This window comes from Rhizobium sp. HT1-10 (genome assembly GCF_049472505.1).
Taxonomy (GTDB): Bacteria; Pseudomonadota; Alphaproteobacteria; order Rhizobiales; family Rhizobiaceae; genus Rhizobium.
Genome location: NZ_JBCEBQ010000004.1, coordinates 456,941 through 476,245 on the forward strand (window position 1 = coordinate 456,941; position 19,305 = coordinate 476,245).

17 protein-coding genes and 1 pseudogene are annotated in these 19,305 nt (G+C 62.4%); 12 read left to right on the plus strand and 6 right to left on the minus strand.

Features of this window, described 5'->3' with window-relative positions; all coding sequences use genetic code 11:
* Positions 1–59: 59 nt before the first annotated feature.
* The 3 genes from lptB to VH564_RS13755 are packed head-to-tail and all read right to left on the minus strand — an operon-like array spanning position 60 to position 2,189.
* The gene (lptB, locus tag VH564_RS13745; protein ID WP_423340395.1) at positions 60–839 is read right to left on the minus strand and encodes an LPS export ABC transporter ATP-binding protein; all 780 of its coding nucleotides are present in this window, start codon (positions 837–839) and stop codon (positions 60–62) included.
* Between the two features lie 28 nt (positions 840–867).
* On the minus strand, positions 868–1,512 hold the full coding sequence (locus VH564_RS13750; RefSeq protein WP_423340396.1) for an LptA/OstA family protein: 645 nt from the start codon (positions 1,510–1,512) through the stop codon (positions 868–870).
* A gap of 14 nt (positions 1,513–1,526) precedes the next feature.
* Complete coding sequence (locus VH564_RS13755; RefSeq protein WP_423340397.1) at positions 1,527–2,189, minus strand: LPS export ABC transporter periplasmic protein LptC; 663 nt, start codon at positions 2,187–2,189, stop codon at positions 1,527–1,529.
* 233 nt (positions 2,190–2,422) lie between these two features.
* On the opposite strand from VH564_RS13755, the gene sppA reads away from it, so the two are divergent.
* The 3 genes from sppA (at position 2,423) to VH564_RS13770 (ending at position 4,201) form a co-directional block, all read left to right on the plus strand.
* The gene (sppA, locus tag VH564_RS13760) at positions 2,423–3,379 is read left to right on the plus strand and encodes a signal peptide peptidase SppA (protein WP_423340398.1); all 957 of its coding nucleotides are present in this window, start codon (positions 2,423–2,425) and stop codon (positions 3,377–3,379) included.
* A gap of 25 nt (positions 3,380–3,404) precedes the next feature.
* Entirely contained in the window at positions 3,405–3,710 is a 306-nt protein-coding gene (locus VH564_RS13765) for an integration host factor subunit beta (protein WP_423340399.1), read from the plus strand.
* A gap of 158 nt (positions 3,711–3,868) precedes the next feature.
* Positions 3,869–4,201 (plus strand): DUF1049 domain-containing protein, encoded by a 333-nt coding sequence (locus tag VH564_RS13770; RefSeq protein ID WP_423340400.1) that lies wholly within the window; start codon positions 3,869–3,871, stop codon positions 4,199–4,201.
* A 3-nt stretch (positions 4,202–4,204) separates the two neighbouring features.
* On the opposite strand, the gene VH564_RS13775 is transcribed toward VH564_RS13770, so the two are convergent.
* Entirely contained in the window at positions 4,205–4,663 is a 459-nt protein-coding gene (locus VH564_RS13775) for a GNAT family N-acetyltransferase (protein WP_423340401.1), read from the minus strand.
* A 27-nt stretch (positions 4,664–4,690) separates the two neighbouring features.
* Positions 4,691–5,143 carry an SRPBCC family protein gene (locus VH564_RS13780; RefSeq protein WP_423340402.1) on the minus strand — a complete coding sequence of 151 codons (453 nt, stop codon included), beginning with the start codon at positions 5,141–5,143 and terminating at the stop codon, positions 4,691–4,693.
* 113 nt (positions 5,144–5,256) lie between these two features.
* Between VH564_RS13780 and VH564_RS13785 the strand changes: the two genes are divergently transcribed.
* From VH564_RS13785 to VH564_RS13805, 5 genes are all read left to right on the plus strand, one after another.
* Entirely contained in the window at positions 5,257–6,438 is a 1,182-nt protein-coding gene (locus VH564_RS13785; RefSeq protein WP_423340403.1) for a class I SAM-dependent methyltransferase, read from the plus strand.
* Positions 6,435–7,295, plus strand: a complete 861-nt coding sequence (locus tag VH564_RS13790; RefSeq protein WP_423340404.1) for a TrmH family RNA methyltransferase — start codon at positions 6,435–6,437, stop codon at positions 7,293–7,295. Before VH564_RS13785 ends, VH564_RS13790 begins: the two co-directional genes overlap by 4 nt.
* Positions 7,292–7,804, plus strand: coding sequence for a signal peptidase II (lspA, locus tag VH564_RS13795; protein WP_423340405.1), 513 nt, complete (start codon positions 7,292–7,294; stop codon positions 7,802–7,804). The genes VH564_RS13790 and lspA overlap by 4 nt, the downstream gene beginning before the upstream one ends.
* A 55-nt stretch (positions 7,805–7,859) precedes the next feature.
* Positions 7,860–10,139, plus strand: coding sequence for a hybrid sensor histidine kinase/response regulator (locus VH564_RS13800; RefSeq protein WP_423340406.1), 2,280 nt, complete (start codon positions 7,860–7,862; stop codon positions 10,137–10,139).
* Between the two features lie 122 nt (positions 10,140–10,261).
* Positions 10,262–11,140 carry a GNAT family N-acetyltransferase gene (locus VH564_RS13805; protein WP_423340407.1) on the plus strand — a complete coding sequence of 293 codons (879 nt, stop codon included), beginning with the start codon at positions 10,262–10,264 and terminating at the stop codon, positions 11,138–11,140.
* A gap of 65 nt (positions 11,141–11,205) precedes the next feature.
* Here the strand turns inward: VH564_RS13805 and VH564_RS13810 are convergent, their stop codons facing one another.
* Positions 11,206–11,886 (minus strand): lysozyme inhibitor LprI family protein, encoded by a 681-nt coding sequence (locus VH564_RS13810; RefSeq protein ID WP_423340408.1) that lies wholly within the window; start codon positions 11,884–11,886, stop codon positions 11,206–11,208.
* 186 nt (positions 11,887–12,072) lie between these two features.
* On the opposite strand from VH564_RS13810, the pseudogene VH564_RS13815 reads away from it, so the two are divergent.
* From VH564_RS13815 to VH564_RS13830, 4 genes and pseudogenes are all read left to right on the plus strand, one after another.
* Positions 12,073–12,953, plus strand: a pseudogene (locus tag VH564_RS13815) (alpha/beta fold hydrolase).
* Positions 12,954–13,124: 171 nt separating this feature from the next.
* The gene (gene mutS / locus VH564_RS13820; RefSeq protein WP_423340409.1) at positions 13,125–15,866 is read left to right on the plus strand and encodes a DNA mismatch repair protein MutS; all 2,742 of its coding nucleotides are present in this window, start codon (positions 13,125–13,127) and stop codon (positions 15,864–15,866) included.
* A gap of 21 nt (positions 15,867–15,887) precedes the next feature.
* On the plus strand, positions 15,888–16,190 hold the full coding sequence (locus tag VH564_RS13825) for a hypothetical protein (protein WP_423340410.1): 303 nt from the start codon (positions 15,888–15,890) through the stop codon (positions 16,188–16,190).
* 114 nt (positions 16,191–16,304) lie between these two features.
* Entirely contained in the window at positions 16,305–19,178 is a 2,874-nt protein-coding gene (locus VH564_RS13830) for a [protein-PII] uridylyltransferase (RefSeq protein ID WP_423340411.1), read from the plus strand.
* The last annotated feature ends 127 nt before the right edge of the window (positions 19,179–19,305 follow it).

Below are 19,305 nucleotides of genomic sequence, written 5' to 3' on the forward strand. Positions count from 1 at the left end.
TTGGGTTTGGTCAAGGGCATCTATCGGGGCAAGATTAATTTCTGTGCCAGTATAGACTATCAGAGACTGAAATTGTCGCCAAGATAAAGGCGGCGAACCTCTGGATTGTTAACGATGTCATTGGCTCGACCATGGGTCAGTACTTCGCCGGCATGAATAATATAGGCACGGTCGATCAGCCCCAGCGTTTCGCGGACGTTGTGGTCTGTAATCAATACGCCAATTCCACGCGCCGTCAGGTGGTGGACGAGGTTTTGAATGTCGGAAACCGAGATCGGATCGACACCGGCGAAGGGCTCGTCGAGCAGCATGAAGGTCGGGTCGGTTGCCACGGCGCGGGCAATTTCCAGGCGTCGACGCTCGCCGCCCGAAAGGGCGATGGCGGGCATGGTGCGTAGATTGCGGATATGGAATTCTTCGAGCAGGGAGTCGAGTTTGGCCTCGCGCTCATCCTTGCGCTTTATGTGCACTTCGAGCACCGCGCGGATATTCTCCTCGACGGAGAGGCCGCGAAAAATCGAAGCTTCCTGCGGAAGATATCCGACGCCAAGACGGGAACGACGATACATCGGCATCGTCGTCACGTCGTTGCCGTCGATTTCGATCTTGCCCTCATCGACGGGAACGAGACCGGTGATCATGTAGAAGCAGGTGGTCTTGCCGGCACCGTTCGGGCCGAGCAGCCCGACGGCTTCGCCGCGACGCACGACCAGTGACACGCCATTGACGACGCGCCGCGTGCGGTAGGTCTTCGTGAGGCCACGCGCGATCAACGTGCCCTCATAGCGGGACGGCTGCGCCTGCGACGATGGCTCGGAGGTGCCTGGATTCGAAGTCATATCTTGTGTTGTCACCCGAGAGTCGCGATCAGTTCGTCTTCGCAGCGTTAGGCTGCTTCGACTTCGGATCGAGCTGGATCTGGACGCGACCGCCGCAGCTGTCGAGCTGTGCTTCGCCGCTATCCATGTGCACCGTCAGCATGCAGCCGGTGAACACATTCGGACCGTCCGTCAGAATGACCTTGTCGCCCTTCAGCACCGCGAGCTGGGCTGCCATGTCGAAGGAGCCATTGTCGGCCGTGGCAGTCTGTGTGCCTGACGTCAGGTAGACCTTGTCGGACACGAGGATGTGGTCGATGTCGGTGTCGCCCGATACCACCGAGTTGCCGGCTTGCGGCTTCTTGGCGGCTGCGGCCTGGCCAGCGGCGTCGGCCTGCGCCTTCTTCTTGTAGAAGACGATCATCTTGCCGGCCTTCATCGTCGTCGTCCCCTGGACAACGTTGACCTTGCCGGTGAACACGGCATTGCTCTCCGCGTCATGGATTTCCAGCTTGTCGCTTTCGATCTGGATCGGCTGATCCTTGTTCAGATTGAGGCCGGTCATCTTCGTCGTGGTCGACTGCTGGGCGCTCGCGCCAGATGCCGTCATCACAGCGAACACGCCAATCGCGCAGGCTACGGCTGCGTTGCGGAGTGCAGAGTTGGAAAAGTTCATGCGACAATCGTTTGTCATGGTCCGCCCGGCGGTTAGCTGCCCGTATTGTGGACGGTGGACGCATCGATGTGCATTTTCACCTGTCCGTCGAATTCGATTACAGTTCCCTTATCCGTCATCTTGAGCGACTGTGCAACAATTGACGCGAGGCCTTTGAAGATTGCCACGGGCTGTTGCGTAACGAGCGATCCGCCCTTGACGTCGAGGAAGGCGCCCTGGAATTCTGCGCGCAGGCCGTTGTCCAGATTGACGGTGAATGGCTCTGTCATTTTCAGCGTATCGGCGGTGCGATCGTAGTCTGCACTAAGTGCCACCACATGCGCCACTCCGTCGCTGACAGGCATGGCCGCCTTGATGTTCTTGAGCGTGATCATGTTCGGGTTTTTGACATCCTGCAGAGCCTTTTCGGCGAGCATGGAATAGTTGATGCCGTCGGAGTTGCGCCCGGCGATCGCCGGCTTCTGCATGACGATCTTGCCGTCCTCCATGGAGACGCCTGCGATCGAGATATTCTGCGGCATGTAGGCGCGCACGACCGACACGGCGATGAAGACGATAGAGATCAGCACGGCGGCGATCGGCAGCAGGATCTTCAACCGGCGGACGCGTCCGGAATTGACGAGGGCTGCATCGTAAGCGCGCGCCTCCTTGAGAGAAGAACGTCCAAGACCGGCTGTTTCGGTGGTGTCTGTCATCGGCAGTCGATCTCTCTAGATCCGGCAAGGCAGTCCGGCACAACGCACATGACCACCTGCCATAATGTTTCGCATGGCGGCATCGGCTTGCCAATACCGATTTTTTTAGGCAACAAAAGGGCTCGGAACACGCAGCACTCAGACGGCCGACGTTCATGGTGCCGTTTGTTTTTTAACGAAGCCAGGCGAACGTCGCGATATTCGGCTTTATTCATAAAAGGAAATAGGACCTCATGGAGAGTTCTGCAATTGCCGATCGCAGACAATTGCGTCGGAAGCTCGGTTTTTGGCGCATCGTTGCTGTCCTGCTGCTTATCGGTCTCGGCTTTGCGCTCTATCGATTCGCTGGTGGCGACCTTGGCGCAGACAAAGGGCCGCAGGTTGCACGGGTCGCAGTCACCGGCCTGATCCAGGACGACAAGGAGCTGCTGGAGCGACTGAAGAAGATCGAGGACGACGACCGCGTCAAAGCGCTGGTGGTGTCCATCTCCTCTACCGGCGGGACGACCTATGGCGGCGAGCGGATCTTCAAGGCGATCCGTGCGGTCGCTGCCAAGAAGCCTGTTGTCTCCGATATCAGGACAGTCGCGGCTTCCGCAGGCTACATGGTGGCGACCGCCGGAGATGATATCGTTGCTGGCGAGGCCTCGATCACGGGCTCGATCGGCGTGCTGCTTCAATATCCGCAGGTCAAGACCTTGCTCGACAAGCTCGGCGTTTCGATGGAATCCATCAAGTCGTCGCCGATGAAGGCCGAGCCGTCGCCATTCAATCCGCCGAGCGACGAAACCAAGGCGATGATCAACAATATGGTCATGGACAGCTACGGCTGGTTCGTTGATCTTGTCGCGGAACGTCGCAAGCTTCCACGCGAGCAGGTGCTCAAGCTCGCCGACGGCAGCATCTTCACCGGCCGCCAAGCCCTCGCCAACAAACTGGTCGACAGCCTCGGCGGCGACGACGCCATCCGCGCCTATCTCGAGACGCGCAACGTCAAGAAGGACCTTCCCATTGTCGATTGGGAGGCCCCCAGCCGCACCTCGCCCTTTTTCCTGTCCGGTGCAGCCTCGCGTATCGTCACATTGCTCGGCTATGGCGACTTAATCGATGGTGAAGACGCCCAGAAGATGTTGTCCGAGAAGTTGTTTCTTGACGGCCTGCTTTCTGTTTGGCAGGGTGTTGGCCACTGATAAATCAATGATTTAGGGGGCCACCGTGATTAAATCGGAATTGGTGCAAATCGTTGCGGCGCGGAATCCGCATCTCTACCACCGTGACGTCGAAAATATCGTCAACGCGGTCCTCGACGAAATCACGGATGCGCTGGCTGGCGGCAACCGCGTCGAGCTGCGCGGCTTCGGCGCTTTTTCGGTAAAAAACCGCCCGTCGCGCTCCGGCCGCAACCCGCGCACAGGCGATACCGTCTTCGTCGAGGAAAAATGGGTCCCCTTTTTCAAGACCGGCAAAGAGCTGCGCGAGCGCCTCAATCCCGGCAGCAACGATGAAGACGACGATAGCTGAGTCGGCATCGGGCCCCGGGGCCCTCTTGAAGTCGCCCCAATCTTGCCTATCCTGGACGAGGATTGCAGAGACCCCCCAGCAGCGCCGCTGGCGGCGCGCGTGCGGAATGCCGCTGGCCGGGGCGTCGGGAGAGCAGGGCATGAACAAGGAAATTGGCAATGGCTAGGAAGATCGTCAACCTGCTGGTGTTGCTGCCGATCGGCATCATCCTCATCATCTTCTGTGTCGCCAATCGTCAGTTGGTGACGATGGCATTCAACCCGTTCCGCCCCGAGGACCAGGTGTTGGCACTGAGCGCGCCGTTTTTCGTCTTTGTTTTCATCGCCCTCATTCTCGGCATGGTGATCGGTTCGGCGGCAACGTGGTTCGCCCAGGGGCGCTATCGCAAGCGCGCCCGCAACGAGGCCCGCGAGGCGCTTCGCTGGCAGGCTGAGGCCGACCGCCATCGAAACCGAGCCGAACAGATCGCGGGGCAGCTTCCCGCCAAGTGAAACTCAGCCCGCGCGATCTGTCGTGGGCCCGAGCGTCATATCGTGATAATTCCCTTCTGCGGACGTCCCGATACCGGTGACCACAAAGCCCATCCGTTCATAGAAGCTTCGCGCCTTGGTGTTCTTGACCAGGCATTTGAGGCGATAGCGGCGGTGCGGCCAGCCCGGCAGGGCCTGCAGCAATGCCGTTCCGGCTCCCGATCCTTGAAGGCTGGCGCGGATGTAAAGCATGTGGATGAAGCCATCCAGCTCCAGGATCGACACGAAGCCCGCGATCGCGCCGTCTTCGTCCGCGCAGACGAAAACCTTCTCTCCCTTCGACTGGGATGCGAAATCTTCCAGCGAGAACCGCGCTGGGTCGAGCCAGGTGAATGCCGCGCGTCGGGCGGATAGATAGATCTCGGAAAGCGTGGGCCGATCCGTGTCTACGGCCGGTCTGATATGCCATCGATGTGTCGTCAAGCGGCTACCCTGGAAACGGACCGAGTTCTAGGCATTGATCTTGCCGTTGATCGCTGCGTTGAAGTCGTCGAAAAATTGTTGTGTCAGCTTCTTGGCGCTGGAATCGATCAGTCGGGAGCCCATATGGGCGATCCTGCCGCCGATCTCGCCGCGCGCGGTATAATGCAAAATGGTCTCCGCTCCGTCGGCTTCTAGCACGACGTCGGCACCTCCCTTGGCAAAGCCGGCAAGTCCACCTCTGCCTTCACCCTCGATCGTGTAGCTGTCCGGCGCATTGATGTTCGAGAGGGTGACGTCGCCATGGAAAGACGCGGACAGCGGCCCGATGCGAAATTTGATCAGCGCGACGAATTGCGTCGGCGATACGCGCTCGAAGCTCTCACAGCGTGGAATGCACTTTTTGATGATTTCGGGATCGTTGAGGGCGGCCCAGACGACATCCCTTTGTGCGGAGATCCGCACCTCCCCGGTCATGTCCATCTCGCGTCTCCATTTCTGCCTGTCATTGGGGGGCGACAATTGCAGATCGGAAAGCGCTTTGCCAAGAGCCGCCCAGGTGCTATTTGCACGCCGACGTCAATATCGAGACAATCATGGTGAAACAGAAGGAACGCCGGCCCGGACAAAGGGCAAGCGCTGGCCCTGGCGGCAAAGCCCCGCGCACGGATGCTCCGAGCGGTCGTGGCAAGCCCTACGCCAAGCCCAACCGCGAGGCGAAGCCGGCGCGCGACGAGGGGAAACGGGAGGCAAGGCCGCCCCGTGCGGAAGCGGCGCCTCGGGAGCCCTTGCGCAGCGAACGCGTTGCCGACGCACAGGCCGGGATCGCCGCTGCCGAACGGCCGCTGATCGCGCGCACCGGCGAGCGTCCCCCCGAGCGCGTGCCGGTCATCCTGGAATCGCCCGGCGCCGGCGATTTCCATCTCATCGACATGGGCAATGGCCTCAAGCTCGAGCAATACGGTCCTTACCGGATCGTCCGCCCCGAGGCCCAGGCGCTCTGGCCGCCGACGCTTCCGGCCTCCGTCTGGGACAACGCCGACGCCATCTTTACCGGTGATACGGAAGAGGACGGCATGGGACGCTGGCGCTTTCCGCGCGCAGCACTTGGCGAAACCTGGCCGCTGCAGCTGCTGGATATCGATTTCCACGGCCGCTTCACATCGTTCCGCCATGTCGGCGTCTTCCCGGAGCAGATCGTTCACTGGGAGTGGATGAAGCAGCAAATCGAGGCCTCGAAGCGGCCGCTGAAAGTGCTGAACCTGTTCGGCTACACCGGCGTTGCCTCGCTGGTCGCCGCCCGCGCCGGCGCCGAAGTCACCCATGTCGACGCCTCGAAGAAGGCGATCGGCTGGGGCCGCGAGAACCAGGCGCTCGGGCATATGGAAAAGCTGCCGATCCGCTGGATCTGCGAGGATGCGATGAAGTTCATCCTGCGCGAGGAACGGCGCGGCAACACCTACGACATCATCCTGACCGACCCGCCGAAATTCGGTCGTGGTCCGAACGGCGAAGTCTGGCACCTGTTCGAGCACCTGCCGCTGATGCTCGATATCTGCCGCCAGATCCTGTCGCCCCAGGCGCTCGGCCTGGTGCTGACAGCCTATTCGATCCGCGCCAGCTTCTATTCGATCCATGAGCTGATGCGCGAAACCATGCGCGGCGCGCCCGGTGTCGTGGAATCCGGCGAATTGGTCATCCGCGAGACGGGCCTCGACGGCAAGCAGCCGGGCAGGGCGCTCTCCACCTCTCTCTTTTCCCGCTGGGTGCCGCAATGAACGACGATTTTCGCGACAACGGTCCGCGCCGGGTCGGGCAGGTGAAGGAAGTCACCTCGCTGGCCAATCCCATCATCAAGGACATCAAGGCTCTCTCCGACAAGAAGGCGCGCCAGGAAACCGGCACCTTCATGGCCGAAGGCCTGAAGCTGGTGATCGACGCGATCGAGCTTGGCTGGACTATCCGCACCCTCGTTTACGCCAAGGCCGCCAAGGGCAAGCCGCTGGTCGAACAGATGGCGGCGCGCACGGTCGCTGCCGGCGGCCTGGTGCTTGAGGTCAACGAAAAGGTGCTCTCCAGCATCACCCGGCGCGATAATCCGCAAATGGTCGTCGGCATCTTCGACCAGCGCTGGAAGGCGCTGAAGGACATCCGGCCGAAGCCGGGCGAGACTTATGTTGCGCTCGACCGCGTCCGCGACCCAGGCAATCTCGGCACCATCATCCGCACCGCCGATGCAGCCGGCGCCTCAGGCGTCATCATGGTCGGCGAGACCACCGATCCGTTCTCGCTGGAAACCGTCCGCGCAACCATGGGCTCGGTGTTCGCCGTGCCGGTCACCCACGCATCGGTCGATGAATTCCTGGCCTGGAAGAAGAATGCCGGCGTGTCTGTCGTTGCCACTCATCTCGCTGGTGCCGTCGACTACCGCACCATCGACTACAAGAAAAAGCCGGTCGTGCTGCTGATGGGCAACGAGCAATCCGGCCTGCCGGAAGCGCTCGCCAGCCAGGCGGATGCGCTTGCCCGGATCCCGCAACAAGGGCGTGCCGATTCTCTCAACCTTGCGGTGGCGACAGCCGTAATGCTGTTCGAAGCCCGACGCCATCTCCTGACGCTCAGCGAGGCGCGATGACCGAAGTGACCCCCATCGTGCCGGCCAAAGCCGCCTTGTTCTCCCGGCCGCTGCCGATCCTGATTTTCATCGTCATCGCCGTCATTCTCGACCAGGCGATCAAGATAGCCGTCGATCACTATCTGCCGCTGCAGCAGGCGGTTCATGTCGTGCCGATGCTCGCCCTGTATCGGACCTACAATCTCGGCGTAGCCTTCTCCATGCTGTCGGGCCTGGATGGCTGGCTGATCGTCGGGATGCGGCTGATCATCGTCGTATTCGTGCTGTATCTCTGGCGGCACGCCGCAAAGGATCGCTGGCTCGCCCATCTGGGCTTTGCGCTGATCATCTCCGGCGCGCTCGGCAATCTCGTCGATCGCTTTCTCTACGGACACGTCATCGATTACGTCCTGTTCTATACGGAAACCTGGTCCTTCGCCGTCTTCAATCTCGCCGACAGCTTCATCACGGTGGGCGCCGGTGCGGTCATCCTGGACGAGCTCCTGCTGCCGAAAAAGCCGAAAGCTTAAAATTTGAAGTGTTTCGGGAAGGCATTCGGAACAGCGCCCATGTTATCCCGACATCATGGACACACCGGCAAATCTGCAGGAACGGCTAGCTTCGGCCTTCGGGCAAACCCCGAACGGGCAGACGGATAAGTCTGCCGATCCGCTTGCTGTTGCGCGGCCGCCTGCCTCCAGTCTCTCCATCTCACCCGGCCAGGTCTGGCTTGGCGGCGGGGGCGTTGTCGCCTGCGGACTGCTGCTCGCAGCCGGCTACGTGGCCGGTCCGTGGGCCCTCGTATCTGTCTTCGGCATCGTTGCGACGGCAACCGCCACTGCTGTTGCCATCGGCCGCTGGCGGACGAGGGGCTCTTCGGCGTTGGCGGACGTATCGAGCCTGCCGGACGCAGGCGCGGCGGATCTGCCCGATCTTTCGAATAGTCATTATACGCTCCTGCCCCTCGTTCACGACGCGCTGGGTGATATCGCCGTCACCCGTAGTCTCGATCGACGCATCCTGCGCGCCAATGCCACCTTTCGGGCCCTGACCGGCAAGGCTCGTCCCGAGGGCATGACCTGTGAGGAAATCGGCTTGGCCTTTCGCCCGGCCGAGCGCCCGCATCATTACGATGTCGAAATCGCCACGCCCCTTGGCCAGCGCATCTTTTCCTGGCGCGACGTCGTCATCCGGGATCCGATCTCTGGACGGCTGCGCATGGAGAGCATCGCGCGCGACATTACCGATCAGCGTCTCGCCACCCGGAATCGCGAGGAAGCCCGCCTCAAGGCGGAGCACGAAAGCGCCGCCAAGTCACAATTGCTCGCTACCGTCAGCCATGAAATCCGTACGCCGCTATCCGGCATCATGGGCATGAGCCAACTGATCGGCCAGACGGCGCTGACCTGGGAGCAGACGAGCTATCTGGATGGCATTCGCCAGTCCGGCCAGGCGCTGGTTCAGCTGGTCGAGGACCTTCTCGACTTCTCGACACTGGAAAGCGGCCGCTTCCAGATCCATCCCCGCGCCGAATCACTGCGCCATCTGATCGAGAGTGTGGTCGAGATGCTCGCCCATCGGGCTCATGAAAAGGGCATCGAAATCGGCGCCACCGTTCATTGCGACATTCCCGAGCTGATGAGCTTCGACCCGGCACGGCTGCGCCAGGTGCTGTTCAACGTCATCGGCAATGCCGTCAAATTTACCCAGTCGGGCGGTGTGCTGGTGCGCGCTGTCCATGATGGTGGAGACCTTATCATTACAGTGCATGACAGTGGCCCGGGCATGACGCCCGAAGAGCAATCCCGCGTTTTCGGTGCTTTCGAGCAGGCCGGCGGCGATCTTGAAAAGAGCGGAGGCACCGGCCTGGGACTGACCATCTCCGCCCGCATCGTCGAAGGCTTCGGCGGAACGATGACGGTCGTCAGCGAGAAGGGCATCGGCAGCCAGTTCATCGTTCGCTTCCCTGTCGAACTGACGCCGGAACTGCGCAACAGGAACCACCGCGCCACCATGCTCAAATCCTCTCGCGTGCTGCTGCTTGCGCCTGACGGCCCGGTGGCGACGGCCACGGCGGAAACCATCCGCATGCTCGGCGGCAGCTGCCGACGGATCGAGGCAGGCGATGTTGGCAGCTTCACCATCGATTCGCTGATGGAAGCGGAAGGCGTCCCAACCGACGTGATCGTCGACAACCGCATGGCGCCGCAGTTTCTCGCCCAATTCGACGCCCTGCTTGGCGCTCTTGCGCCTGGGGTGCGCCGTATCTTCCTGGTCACGCCCGAACAGCGCAATGTCCCTGAGTTCGACATGTTCGACGCCTGGCTGATTCGGCCGCTGCGCGAGCAGTCGCTGATCGACGTGCTGCGCGGCCGCATGCGCGGGATGGAGCGACGCGATGCGATCAACGACAACCAGCCGGGCTTCATGGCCTTGCCGGAGCTGCCACAGGGAACCGGCCTCAGCGTGCTCTTGGCCGAGGATGATCCTGTCAATGCCATGCTCGTACGGGCCGTGCTGACCAAGGCGGGTCATGCCGTGGATCTCGTCGAGGATGTGGAAAGCCTGCTTGATCGTGCCTGGCATGCGGGCGGCACCCGTCCGGACATCATCGTCACCGATCTCTCGATGCCGGGAGGGGATGGCATCGAGATGCTCGGCAGGCTGAGGGCCCATGAGCGCCGACAGGGACTGCCACCGGTCCCCGTCATCGTGCTGACCGCGGATAGTCGCGATGACACCCGTCGAAGCGCCCTGCTGAACGGTGCGAGCATCGTCCTTGCCAAGCCCGCAGACCCCCGGCGCCTGATTCGCGAGGTCGAGACGCTGGCGGCGATGACGGTCGACTTTGCCCGACAATCCTAAAGCCTGCGATTAGCGCGTCTCCGACTGCGACGTCACCTTGCTTTTGGCGTCGCAGCATGTCACTTTCTTGTCGCAAGAATTTGCTTTATGGCGATGAAATCACCCACGGTCGGGAACGCGCCATGTCCATCGAAATGTTAAATCGCGAAGTTCAGGGCGACACTGTACAAAATATCAAAAAAACGAGCACTCCTTTGAACGGAGACGTGTTCGGCCGAATCGGTAACCTGGAAACGCGCCTTGCCCGGAACGAGCGCGAAATTGATGCTGCCCAGGCAGTGCGCTATCGCGTATTTGTCGAGGAGATGCATGCGCAACTGCCGGCTGAGGCAATGCGCATGAAGCGCGATGTCGACAGCTGGGACGCCATCTGCGATCACCTCCTGGTGCTCGACAATTCGATCGAGGGCGACACCGAAGACCAGATCGTCGGAACATACCGCCTGCTGCGCCAGGAAGTGGCAATGGCCCATGGCAGTTTTTACTCGGCTTCGGAATTTGCGACCGACGCCCTGATCGCCCGGCACCCCGACAAGCAGTTCATGGAGCTCGGCCGCTCCTGCGTGCTTCCCGCCTATCGCACCAAGCGCATCGTCGAACTGCTGTGGCAGGGCAACTGGGCCTATGCCCTCAAGCATGGCATGGGCGCGATGTTCGGATGTGCGTCCTTCCCGGGCACGCGGCCGGAAGAGCATGCGCTCGCTTTGTCGTTTCTGTATCACAACGTCCGTGCGCAGGGCGAATGGGCGGCTGAAGCCTTGCCTTCGCTCGCCCGCACCATGGATTTGATGCCCGCCGAAGCGATCAATTCGCGCAAGGCACTGATGGCGATGCCGCCGCTGATCAAAGGATACCTGCGCCTCGGCGCCATGGTGGGCGCACAGGCGGTGGTCGACCATGCTTTCAACACCACGGACGTGTTGATCGTTCTGCCCATCGCCAGCATCTCCGACCGCTACGTGAACCACTACGGCGCCCAGGCCGACCGCTTCCTGAGCTGATCGGCAGCGGGGCAAGCAGACGGTCCCGTTCCGCGACCAGCTATGGCGTGAACGCCACCACGGGCCTATGGCCCGCCGCACATATGCTGCGAATCGCCCAAATTCCAGCTGGCCTTCGTTCTTAGATTGGTGATCAGGTAGGATTTGCCGCGGTCGTCTCCGGCCGGACAATTGTGCGGGATGGAGATCAGGCACATCACGACCTTGTCTTTCAGCCGCGAGTGGATCAGGGCCTCCTCGCGCTCGTAGGAGACCGACAGCCCGCCGTTGGCAAAGGCGATCTCCGTGCCGCTGTCGAAAGTGTCGACGCGCGGCGAAATATCCGTCACGGTCGTCGTCACGCAATGGCCGATCGTCTGCGGCAGCGCACCACTGTCCGGCGCTTCTCCTTCGGCGACAATTGGGGCGGTGATCCGGCCGAGCGGCATGTCGGCTGCCCCGTGATTGCGGTAGTCCGAAAGAATGCCGACGTAATTCCCAAGGATGCAGCCGCGTTTGGCGCCGCAGGCGTGGCGGTTGGCAATAAAGTCGCGGGCATATTGGGTCATGTCTTCATCCGGCGTCGCCTGCTTCGCTTGGGCATAGGCCTTGGGCAGCAGGTCGTCGAGGCGGGACAGTTGCGGATCGCGGCAGACAGCATGCTCGTCCGCCGTCACAGCCCTAGCGCAATCGAAGCTGGCAGCCTGCGCACCGGCTGCACCGAACAAGCTTATGGATATCGCCGCGACTAGCCAAAACAGTTTCATGCGCAAATTCCTAGACAGGCCTCAGGCTGAGCGTGTCACGCACCTGTGCCCAACGCAAGCCGCGAAGCCGGCGGTTGCTAAGGGCGACCGGTGCCGGTGCCGGCACCGGCATCTTGTCCTCGTGCGGACGAACGCTAATCTCTCCAGTGTCGGCACTCTTATCCGGCTGAAATGGGGGCAAGCATCATGAAAACCATCGTCGCCGGCGTTCTGGATATTGGCTATCATGAAAGCGGTCGGGTGGACGGTACGCCGGTCATCCTGCTGCACGGATTTCCCTATGATGCCCATGCCTATGACGGCGTCGCCGAGCGGCTGGCGGCGGCCGGCAAGCGCTGCATTGTTCCCTTCCTGCGAGGCTATGGCCCGACCCGCTTCCTCGATCCCGACACGCCGCGCTCCGGCGAGCAGGCTGCCCTCGGCGCCGACCTCCTGGCGATGTTGGATGCGCTGTCGATCCCGTCAGCCGTTCTCGCCGGCTACGACTGGGGCGGCCGGGCCGCCTGCGTCGTCGCAGCCCTGTGGCCGGAAAGGGTGCGCGGGCTGGTCAGCGGCGGCGCGGGCTACAACATCCAGCATATCGCGCAGGCCGGTCAGCCGGCCGATCCGGAGACCGAGCACCGGTTCTGGTACCAGTATTACCTTCATGGCGCGCGCGGCGCAGCTGGCCTTGCGACTGACCGCCGCGCCTTCTGCCAACTGCTCTGGCGCCTGTGGTCGCCGAGCTGGTCCTTTGACGCGGAGACCTTCGAGCGCAGCGCCGCTGCCTTCGACAACCCGGATTTCGTCGCCACCGTCGTCCACTCATACCGCCACCGCTTCGGCCTCGCCCCAGGCGATCCGGCCTATGCCGAGATCGAGCGCCGGCTTGCCCTCCAGCCCGATATCGCGGCGCCGACCATCGTTCTGCAGGGCGCCGACGACGGCGTCGACCCGCCCGGTGATACCGATACCGCGGCGTCGCACTTCAGCGGCCCCTATGAGCGCCGTATCCTCCCGGCGCCGGTCACAACCTGCCGCAGGAGATGCCGGACGAATTCGCGGATGCCGTGCTTGCTGTGAGCTAGTCGCGCTGCCGTCCCGCCGGTGAGGGGGGCAGCCGGTAGTCCGACGGCGCGGACGAGGCGCCGCCTGAACACAAACCTCCTGTGGGCGATAGGCGTCGCCCGCCCGATTGCGGTTGTCTTGACGGCGCCCCGGCGGATAGGGTGGCGGCTTGTTTTGGGACAGATAAAACCGTGAACGAACGCATCGCCACAAGGATCGAGCCTTTCTCGGCCATCGAGCTTGCCACCGAGGAAAGCCGGGCCTCGGCAACGCCGATGATGGAGCAATTCATCGAGATCAAGGCGAACAATCCGGATTCGCTGCTTTTCTACCGGATGGGTGATTTCTACGAGCTGTTCTTCGAGGATGCCGTCGAGGCGTCGCGGGCACTCGGCATCACGCTGACCAGGCGCGGCCAGCACATGGGCCAGGACATCCCGATGTGCGGCGTGCCGGTGCATGCTTCCGACGATTACCTGCAGAAGCTGATTTCGCTTGGCTTCCGCGTGGCCGTCTGCGAGCAGATCGAGGATCCGGCGGAGGCGAAAAAGCGCGGCGGCAAGTCTGTCGTCAAGCGGGACGTGGTCCGACTGGTGACACCCGGCACGATAACCGAGGAAAAGCTGCTCTCGCCCTCGGAATCCAACTACCTGATGGCGCTCACCCGCATCCGCGGGGGCAGTGAGCCGCAGCTGGCGCTCGCCTGGATCGATATTTCCACCGGCATCTTCCGGCTGGCCGAGACCGACCAATCGCGCCTGCTCTCCGACATCATCCGTATCGAGCCGCGCGAACTGATCCTGCCCGATACCATGTTCCACGATCCGGAGCTGAAGCCGGTGTTCGACGTTCTCGGACGCGTCGCCGTGCCGCAGCCGGCCGTGCTGTTCGACAGCGCCAGCGCCGAAGGGCGCATTACCCGCTATTTCGGCGTCGCCACGCTCGATGGCTTCGGCAGCTTCACCCGCGCCGAACTTGCCGCCGCTGCTGCCGCCGTCGCCTATGTCGAAAAGACCCAGCTTGCCGAGCGCCCGCCGCTCGGTCGGCCAGAGCGCGAGAGCGGCGCCTCGACGCTGTTCATCGACCCCGCCACCCGCGCCAATCTGGAGCTGGTGCGCACGCAGTCCGGCGATCGTAACGGCACGCTGCTGAAGGCCGTCGATCGTACAGTGACCGGCGGTGGCGCACGGCTCCTCGCCGAACGGCTGATGTCACCGTTGACCGACCCCATAAGGATCAATGCCCGGCTCGATTCCATCGGCTTCTTGCTTGAAGAGCCATCGCTGTGCGCCGATCTCCGGGCAGCCCTGAAGCACGTCCCGGACATGCCGCGCGCCCTGTCGCGACTGGCGCTCGATCGCGGCGGGCCGCGTGATCTCTTTGCCATCGCTCAAGGGCTGCGGGCCGCCCTTGATATCGCTGGGATGCTGGGTGGCGCCATGCTTCCGAGCGAGCTCGACGACGCGCTGGCCGGATTGAAGACATTGCCGGCCGAGCTGGAAGGGCAGCTGACCGCCATGCTCGCCGACGAATTGCCGCTGTTGAAGCGAGACGGCGGTTTCCTTCGGCCCGGCGCCGATGCCGAACTCGATGCGGTGCGGGCCCTGCGCGATCAGTCGCGGCGCGTCATCGCCGGGTTGCAGCTGCAATATGCCGAGGAAACTGGCATCAAGTCGCTAAAGATCAAGCATAACAACGTGCTTGGCTATTTCATCGAGGTCACGGCCGGTAGCGCAGGCCCGATGACGGACACGCCTGAAGCCAAGGGGCGCTTCATCCATCGCCAGTCGATGGCCAATGCCATGCGCTTCACCACATCGGAGCTCGCCGATCTCGAGAGCCGTATTGCCAATGCCGGCGGCCAGGCGCTGGCGATCGAGCTCAAGGCCTTCGAGGACATGGTGACGGCGGTGGTCCGCAGGGCGGAGGCAATCAAGGCCGGCGCCCGGGCGCTTTCCGTCATCGACGTCGCAGCTGGTCTGGCGCTCCTGGCAGAGGAGCAGGCCTATTGCCGACCTGCAGTCGACGATTCGAAAATGTTTGCGATCGGTGGCGGCCGTCATCCCGTGGTCGAGCAGGCTCTGCGCCGCCAGTCGGCCGGCCCGTTCGTTGCCAACAACTGCGATCTGTCGCCTGGCGAAGGCGGTCGCGACGGCGCCATCTGGCTGCTGACGGGTCCGAACATGGGCGGTAAATCGACCTTTCTGCGCCAGAACGCGCTGATCGCCATCCTCGCGCAGATGGGATCTTTCGTACCGGCGACCTCGGCGCATATCGGCATCGTCGACCGGCTGTTTTCCCGCGTCGGGGCTTCCGACGATCTTGCCCGCGGCCGCTCGACCTTCATGGTAGAGATGGTCGAGACGGCGGCCATCCTCAACCAGGCAAGCGACCGCTCGCTGGTCATCCTCGACGAGATCGGCCGCGGCACCGCCACCTTTGATGGTCTGTCGATCGCTTGGGCGGCGGTCGAGCACCTGCATGAGGTCAACCGTTGCCGTGGCCTGTTCGCGACCCACTTCCATGAACTCACCGCACTATCCGAAAAGCTCGCGCGGCTCGGCAATGCCACGATGCGAGTGAGGGAGTGGGACGGAGAGGTCATTTTCCTGCACGAGGTCGGACCCGGTGCGGCCGATCGGTCCTATGGAATCCAGGTGGCGCGCCTGGCCGGGCTTCCGGCATCCGTCGTTGCCCGCGCCCGCGATGTGCTGACCCGGCTGGAGGATGCCGATCGGAAAAACCCCGCAAGCTCCTTGATCGACGACCTGCCGCTGTTCCAGGTAGCGGTCCGCCGCGACGAGGCAGCGCGCGCGCGTGGAACGTCCAAGGTGGAAGAGGCGTTGAAGGCCATCGACCTTGATGACTTGACGCCACGCGCCGCCCTTGACGCGCTCTACGATTTGAAGAAGAAGCTCAGTGAGGCCGGCTGACGTCGGAAACAGGATCGTGCCATGCATATCGAAAACTTGCTGACCGAAGTGCGGAAACTCTCTGATCGCTTCGCCATACCGGAAGCCCGGCCGAAGCCGGAGGCCCCGGTCGAGTGGCATTCCGCGCGCGGCCTGCTTGACATCGTGCTCGCCTGCGGCCGCATCTCGGATATCTCGACCCGCATCGCGACGGCTGGCTATTGGGAGTGCGATCGCGACCTGTTGGCCAAGATCGGCGCCCAGTCTCGCCAGATCCTTTATCATATCAATGACATGAAGGCGATCGAGGCCAAGAATATCACCGAGGGCCGTTGCGAGCCCTGAGCGGATCTCAGCTGCCCGGGCACCAATACGTGGCGGCTGTCTGAACCTTCGCCAAATATAAAGACTCTGGTTTTTATGATGCCTGTCAATTGCGGGGCAAAAGGGCTATAGCGCATGGCGATGAAAAGTGAGGCCCTCGAGCAGCGAGTGGCCGACAGCGGACAGGACATCACGCGGCGCGGCATGGTGAGCATCGATTATCCCGACATCCTGGATGTGGCGGCCCTGCGCGCCGAATGCGAGGCGGTCATTTCCAAACACACCGGGACCCGCAGCGAACTGCGCAATGCCCTCCTGCCACCGTTGAAAAAGGCAAGCCAGGAGGCGCGCGAGCGCTGCAGGCTGCGGCTTTTCGCCCGTGGCAGCGGGCTTGATTGCGCCCATCGGATTTCCTGGCTGCAGGACCAGCTCATCAATGTCCTCTATGACGTCGCCGTAACCCAGGTCTATCCCGGCCAGGAGAACAGGTTCGCCGTGACTGCCGTCGGCGGCTATGGCCGCGATACGCTGGCGCCGGGCTCGGATATCGATCTGCTCTTCCTCTTCGCGCCCAAGCCGGAGGACGATACCCACAAGGCCGTCGAGTTCATGCTCTATGTCCTCTGGGACATGGGGTTCAAGGTCGGCCATGCCACCCGCACCATCGAAGAGTGCATTCGGCTTTCCAAATCCGACATGACGATCCGCACCGCCATCCTCGAGATGCGCTTCATTTGTGGTAGCCCGCAGCTGGCGATCGAGCTTGAAAACCGTTTTGACAGGGAAATCGTGGTTGGTACGGGCCCTGAGTTCGTGGCCGCCAAATTGGCCGAGCGTGACGAGCGCCATCGCAAGGCCGGCGATACCCGTTACCTTGTCGAGCCGAATGTCAAGGAAGGCAAGGGTGGCCTGCGCGACCTGCACACGCTGTTCTGGATTTCCAAATACTACTACCACGTCCGCGACACCATCGAGCTGGTCAAGCTCGGCGTCCTGTCGAAGAGCGAGTACCGGCTGTTTGAGAAGGCCGACGATTTTCTCTGGGCGGTCCGCTGCCACATGCACTTCCTGACCAACAAGGCCGAGGAACGGTTGTCCTTCGACATCCAGCGCGACATCGCCGAGGCGCTCGGTTACCACGCGCGCCCGGGTCTCTCCGCGGTCGAACGGTTCATGAAGCATTACTTCCTGGTGACCAAGGATGTTGGCGACCTCACGCGGATTCTTTGCGCCGCGCTCGAGGATGAGCAGGCCAAGGCGACGCCGGGGCTGTCGGGCGTGCTTAGCCGCTTTACGCACCGGACGCGCAAGATTGCCGGCTCGCTTGAATTCGTCGAGGATCGCGGCCGGATTGCGCTCGCCAACCCGGATGTCTTCAAGCGCGATCCGGTCAGCCTGATCCGCCTCTTCCATGTCGCCGACATCAACAATCTCGAATTCCACCCCGACGCACTGAAGCGGGTGACCCGTTCGCTGTCGTTGATCGACAATCGCTTGCGTGAGGACGAGGAGGCCAATCGGCTGTTCCTGTCGATCCTGACGTCGCGCCGCGATCCGGCGCTGATCCTGCGCCGCATGAACGAGGCCGGCGTGCTCGGCCGCTTCATCCCGGAGTTCGGCAAGATCGTCGCGATGATGCAGTTCAGCATGTATCATCACTATACGGTCGACGAACACTTGATCCGCGCCGTTGCCATCCTGTCGGAGATCGACAAGGGCAAGGCCGAGGAAATCCATCCTCTGGTCAACAAGCTGATGCCGCATGTCGAAGACCGCGAGGCGCTTTACGTCGCCGTGCTTCTCCACGACGTCGCCAAGGGTCGGCTTGAAGACCACTCGATTGCCGGCGCCAAGGTGGCGCGCAAGCTGGCACCCCGGTTTGGCCTGTCGCCGAAGCAGACCGAGTTGGTCGTCTGGCTGATCGAGGAGCACCTGACGATGTCGATGGTCGCCCAGACGCGCGATCTCAACGACCGCAAGACGATCATCGATTTTGCCGACCGGGTGCAGTCGCTCGAACGGCTGAAGATGCTGGTCATCCTCACCGTCTGCGATATCCGCGCCGTCGGTCCCGGCGTCTGGAACGGCTGGAAGGGCCAGCTGCTGCGCACGCTCTATTACGAGACGGAGCTGCTGCTGGCCGGCGGCTTTTCCGAAGTGTCGCGCAACGAGCGTGCCAAATACGCCGCCGAAGCCCTGTTTGCGGCCCTGTCCGACTGGAGCGAAAGCGAGCGCGAGACCTACGTAAAGCTGCATTACCAGCCCTACCTGTTGTCGGTATCGCTGGAGGATCAGATCCGCCACACCCGCTTCATCCGCCAGACCGACGAGGCGGGCCAGGTGTTGGCAACCATGGTTCGGACCGACAGCTTTCACGCCATCACCGAAATCACCGTGCTGTCGCCGGACCATCCGCGCCTTCTGGCGGTCATTGCCGGCGCCTGCGCTGCGTCAGGCGCCAACATCGTCAACGCGCAGATATTCACCACCGCCGACGGCCGGGCGCTGGACACCATCCATGTCAGCCGCGAGTTTGCCGATGACGCCGACGAATTGCGCCGCGCCGCAACCATCGGGAAGATGATCGAGGACGTCCTCTCCGGCCGCAAGCTGCTGCCGGAGGTGATCGCCAACCGCACCAAGCTCAAGCGCAAGAGCAAGGCCTTCGTCGTGGTGCCGTCGGCGACGATCTCCAACTCATTGTCCAACAAGTTCACCGTTGTCGAAGTCGAGGGCCTCGATCGCACCGGCCTCTTGTCCGAGGTCACCGCTGTACTGTCCGACCTGTCGCTCGATATTCACTCGGCCCGCATCACCACCTTCGGCGAGAAGGTCATAGATACCTTCTATGTCACCGATCTGGTCGGCCAGAAGATTTCCAACGAGAACAAGCGCGGCAATATCATCGCACGCTTGCGGGCTGTCATGGCCGGCGAGGAGGACGAACTGCGCCAGCGCATGCCTTCGGGCATCATCGCTCCCTCGGAGACAATCGAAAAGGCGCGGTAGCCGATGCTGTCGAATGCACGTATGAAGCCCGCCAGGCCGGCAACAGCCGGCTCACGCCTCTCGCGTGCTTCCTCTTATTCCTGTCTAAGGCTTGGGAACGAGAGCGCGGCAACGAGACAGTGCCCCG

Bases quoted from the DNA above. Each gene is read 5' to 3' on its own strand.
- lptB (WP_423340395.1), bottom strand. From the start codon at position 839: ATGACTTCGAATCCAGGCACCTCCGAGCCATCGTCGCAGGCGCAGCCG.
- VH564_RS13750 (WP_423340396.1), bottom strand. From the start codon at position 1,512: ATGACAAACGATTGTCGCATGAACTTTTCCAACTCTGCACTCCGCAAC.
- VH564_RS13755 (WP_423340397.1), bottom strand. From the start codon at position 2,189: ATGACAGACACCACCGAAACAGCCGGTCTTGGACGTTCTTCTCTCAAG.
- sppA (WP_423340398.1), top strand. From the start codon at position 2,423: ATGGAGAGTTCTGCAATTGCCGATCGCAGACAATTGCGTCGGAAGCTC.
- VH564_RS13770 (WP_423340400.1), top strand. From the start codon at position 3,869: ATGGCTAGGAAGATCGTCAACCTGCTGGTGTTGCTGCCGATCGGCATC.
- VH564_RS13780 (WP_423340402.1), bottom strand. From the start codon at position 5,143: ATGGACATGACCGGGGAGGTGCGGATCTCCGCACAAAGGGATGTCGTC.
- VH564_RS13785 (WP_423340403.1), top strand. From the start codon at position 5,257: ATGGTGAAACAGAAGGAACGCCGGCCCGGACAAAGGGCAAGCGCTGGC.
- VH564_RS13790 (WP_423340404.1), top strand. From the start codon at position 6,435: ATGAACGACGATTTTCGCGACAACGGTCCGCGCCGGGTCGGGCAGGTG.
- lspA (WP_423340405.1), top strand. From the start codon at position 7,292: ATGACCGAAGTGACCCCCATCGTGCCGGCCAAAGCCGCCTTGTTCTCC.
- VH564_RS13800 (WP_423340406.1), top strand. From the start codon at position 7,860: ATGGACACACCGGCAAATCTGCAGGAACGGCTAGCTTCGGCCTTCGGG.
- VH564_RS13805 (WP_423340407.1), top strand. From the start codon at position 10,262: ATGTCCATCGAAATGTTAAATCGCGAAGTTCAGGGCGACACTGTACAA.
- VH564_RS13810 (WP_423340408.1), bottom strand. From the start codon at position 11,886: ATGAAACTGTTTTGGCTAGTCGCGGCGATATCCATAAGCTTGTTCGGT.
- VH564_RS13825 (WP_423340410.1), top strand. From the start codon at position 15,888: ATGCATATCGAAAACTTGCTGACCGAAGTGCGGAAACTCTCTGATCGC.
- VH564_RS13830 (WP_423340411.1), top strand. From the start codon at position 16,305: ATGGCGATGAAAAGTGAGGCCCTCGAGCAGCGAGTGGCCGACAGCGGA.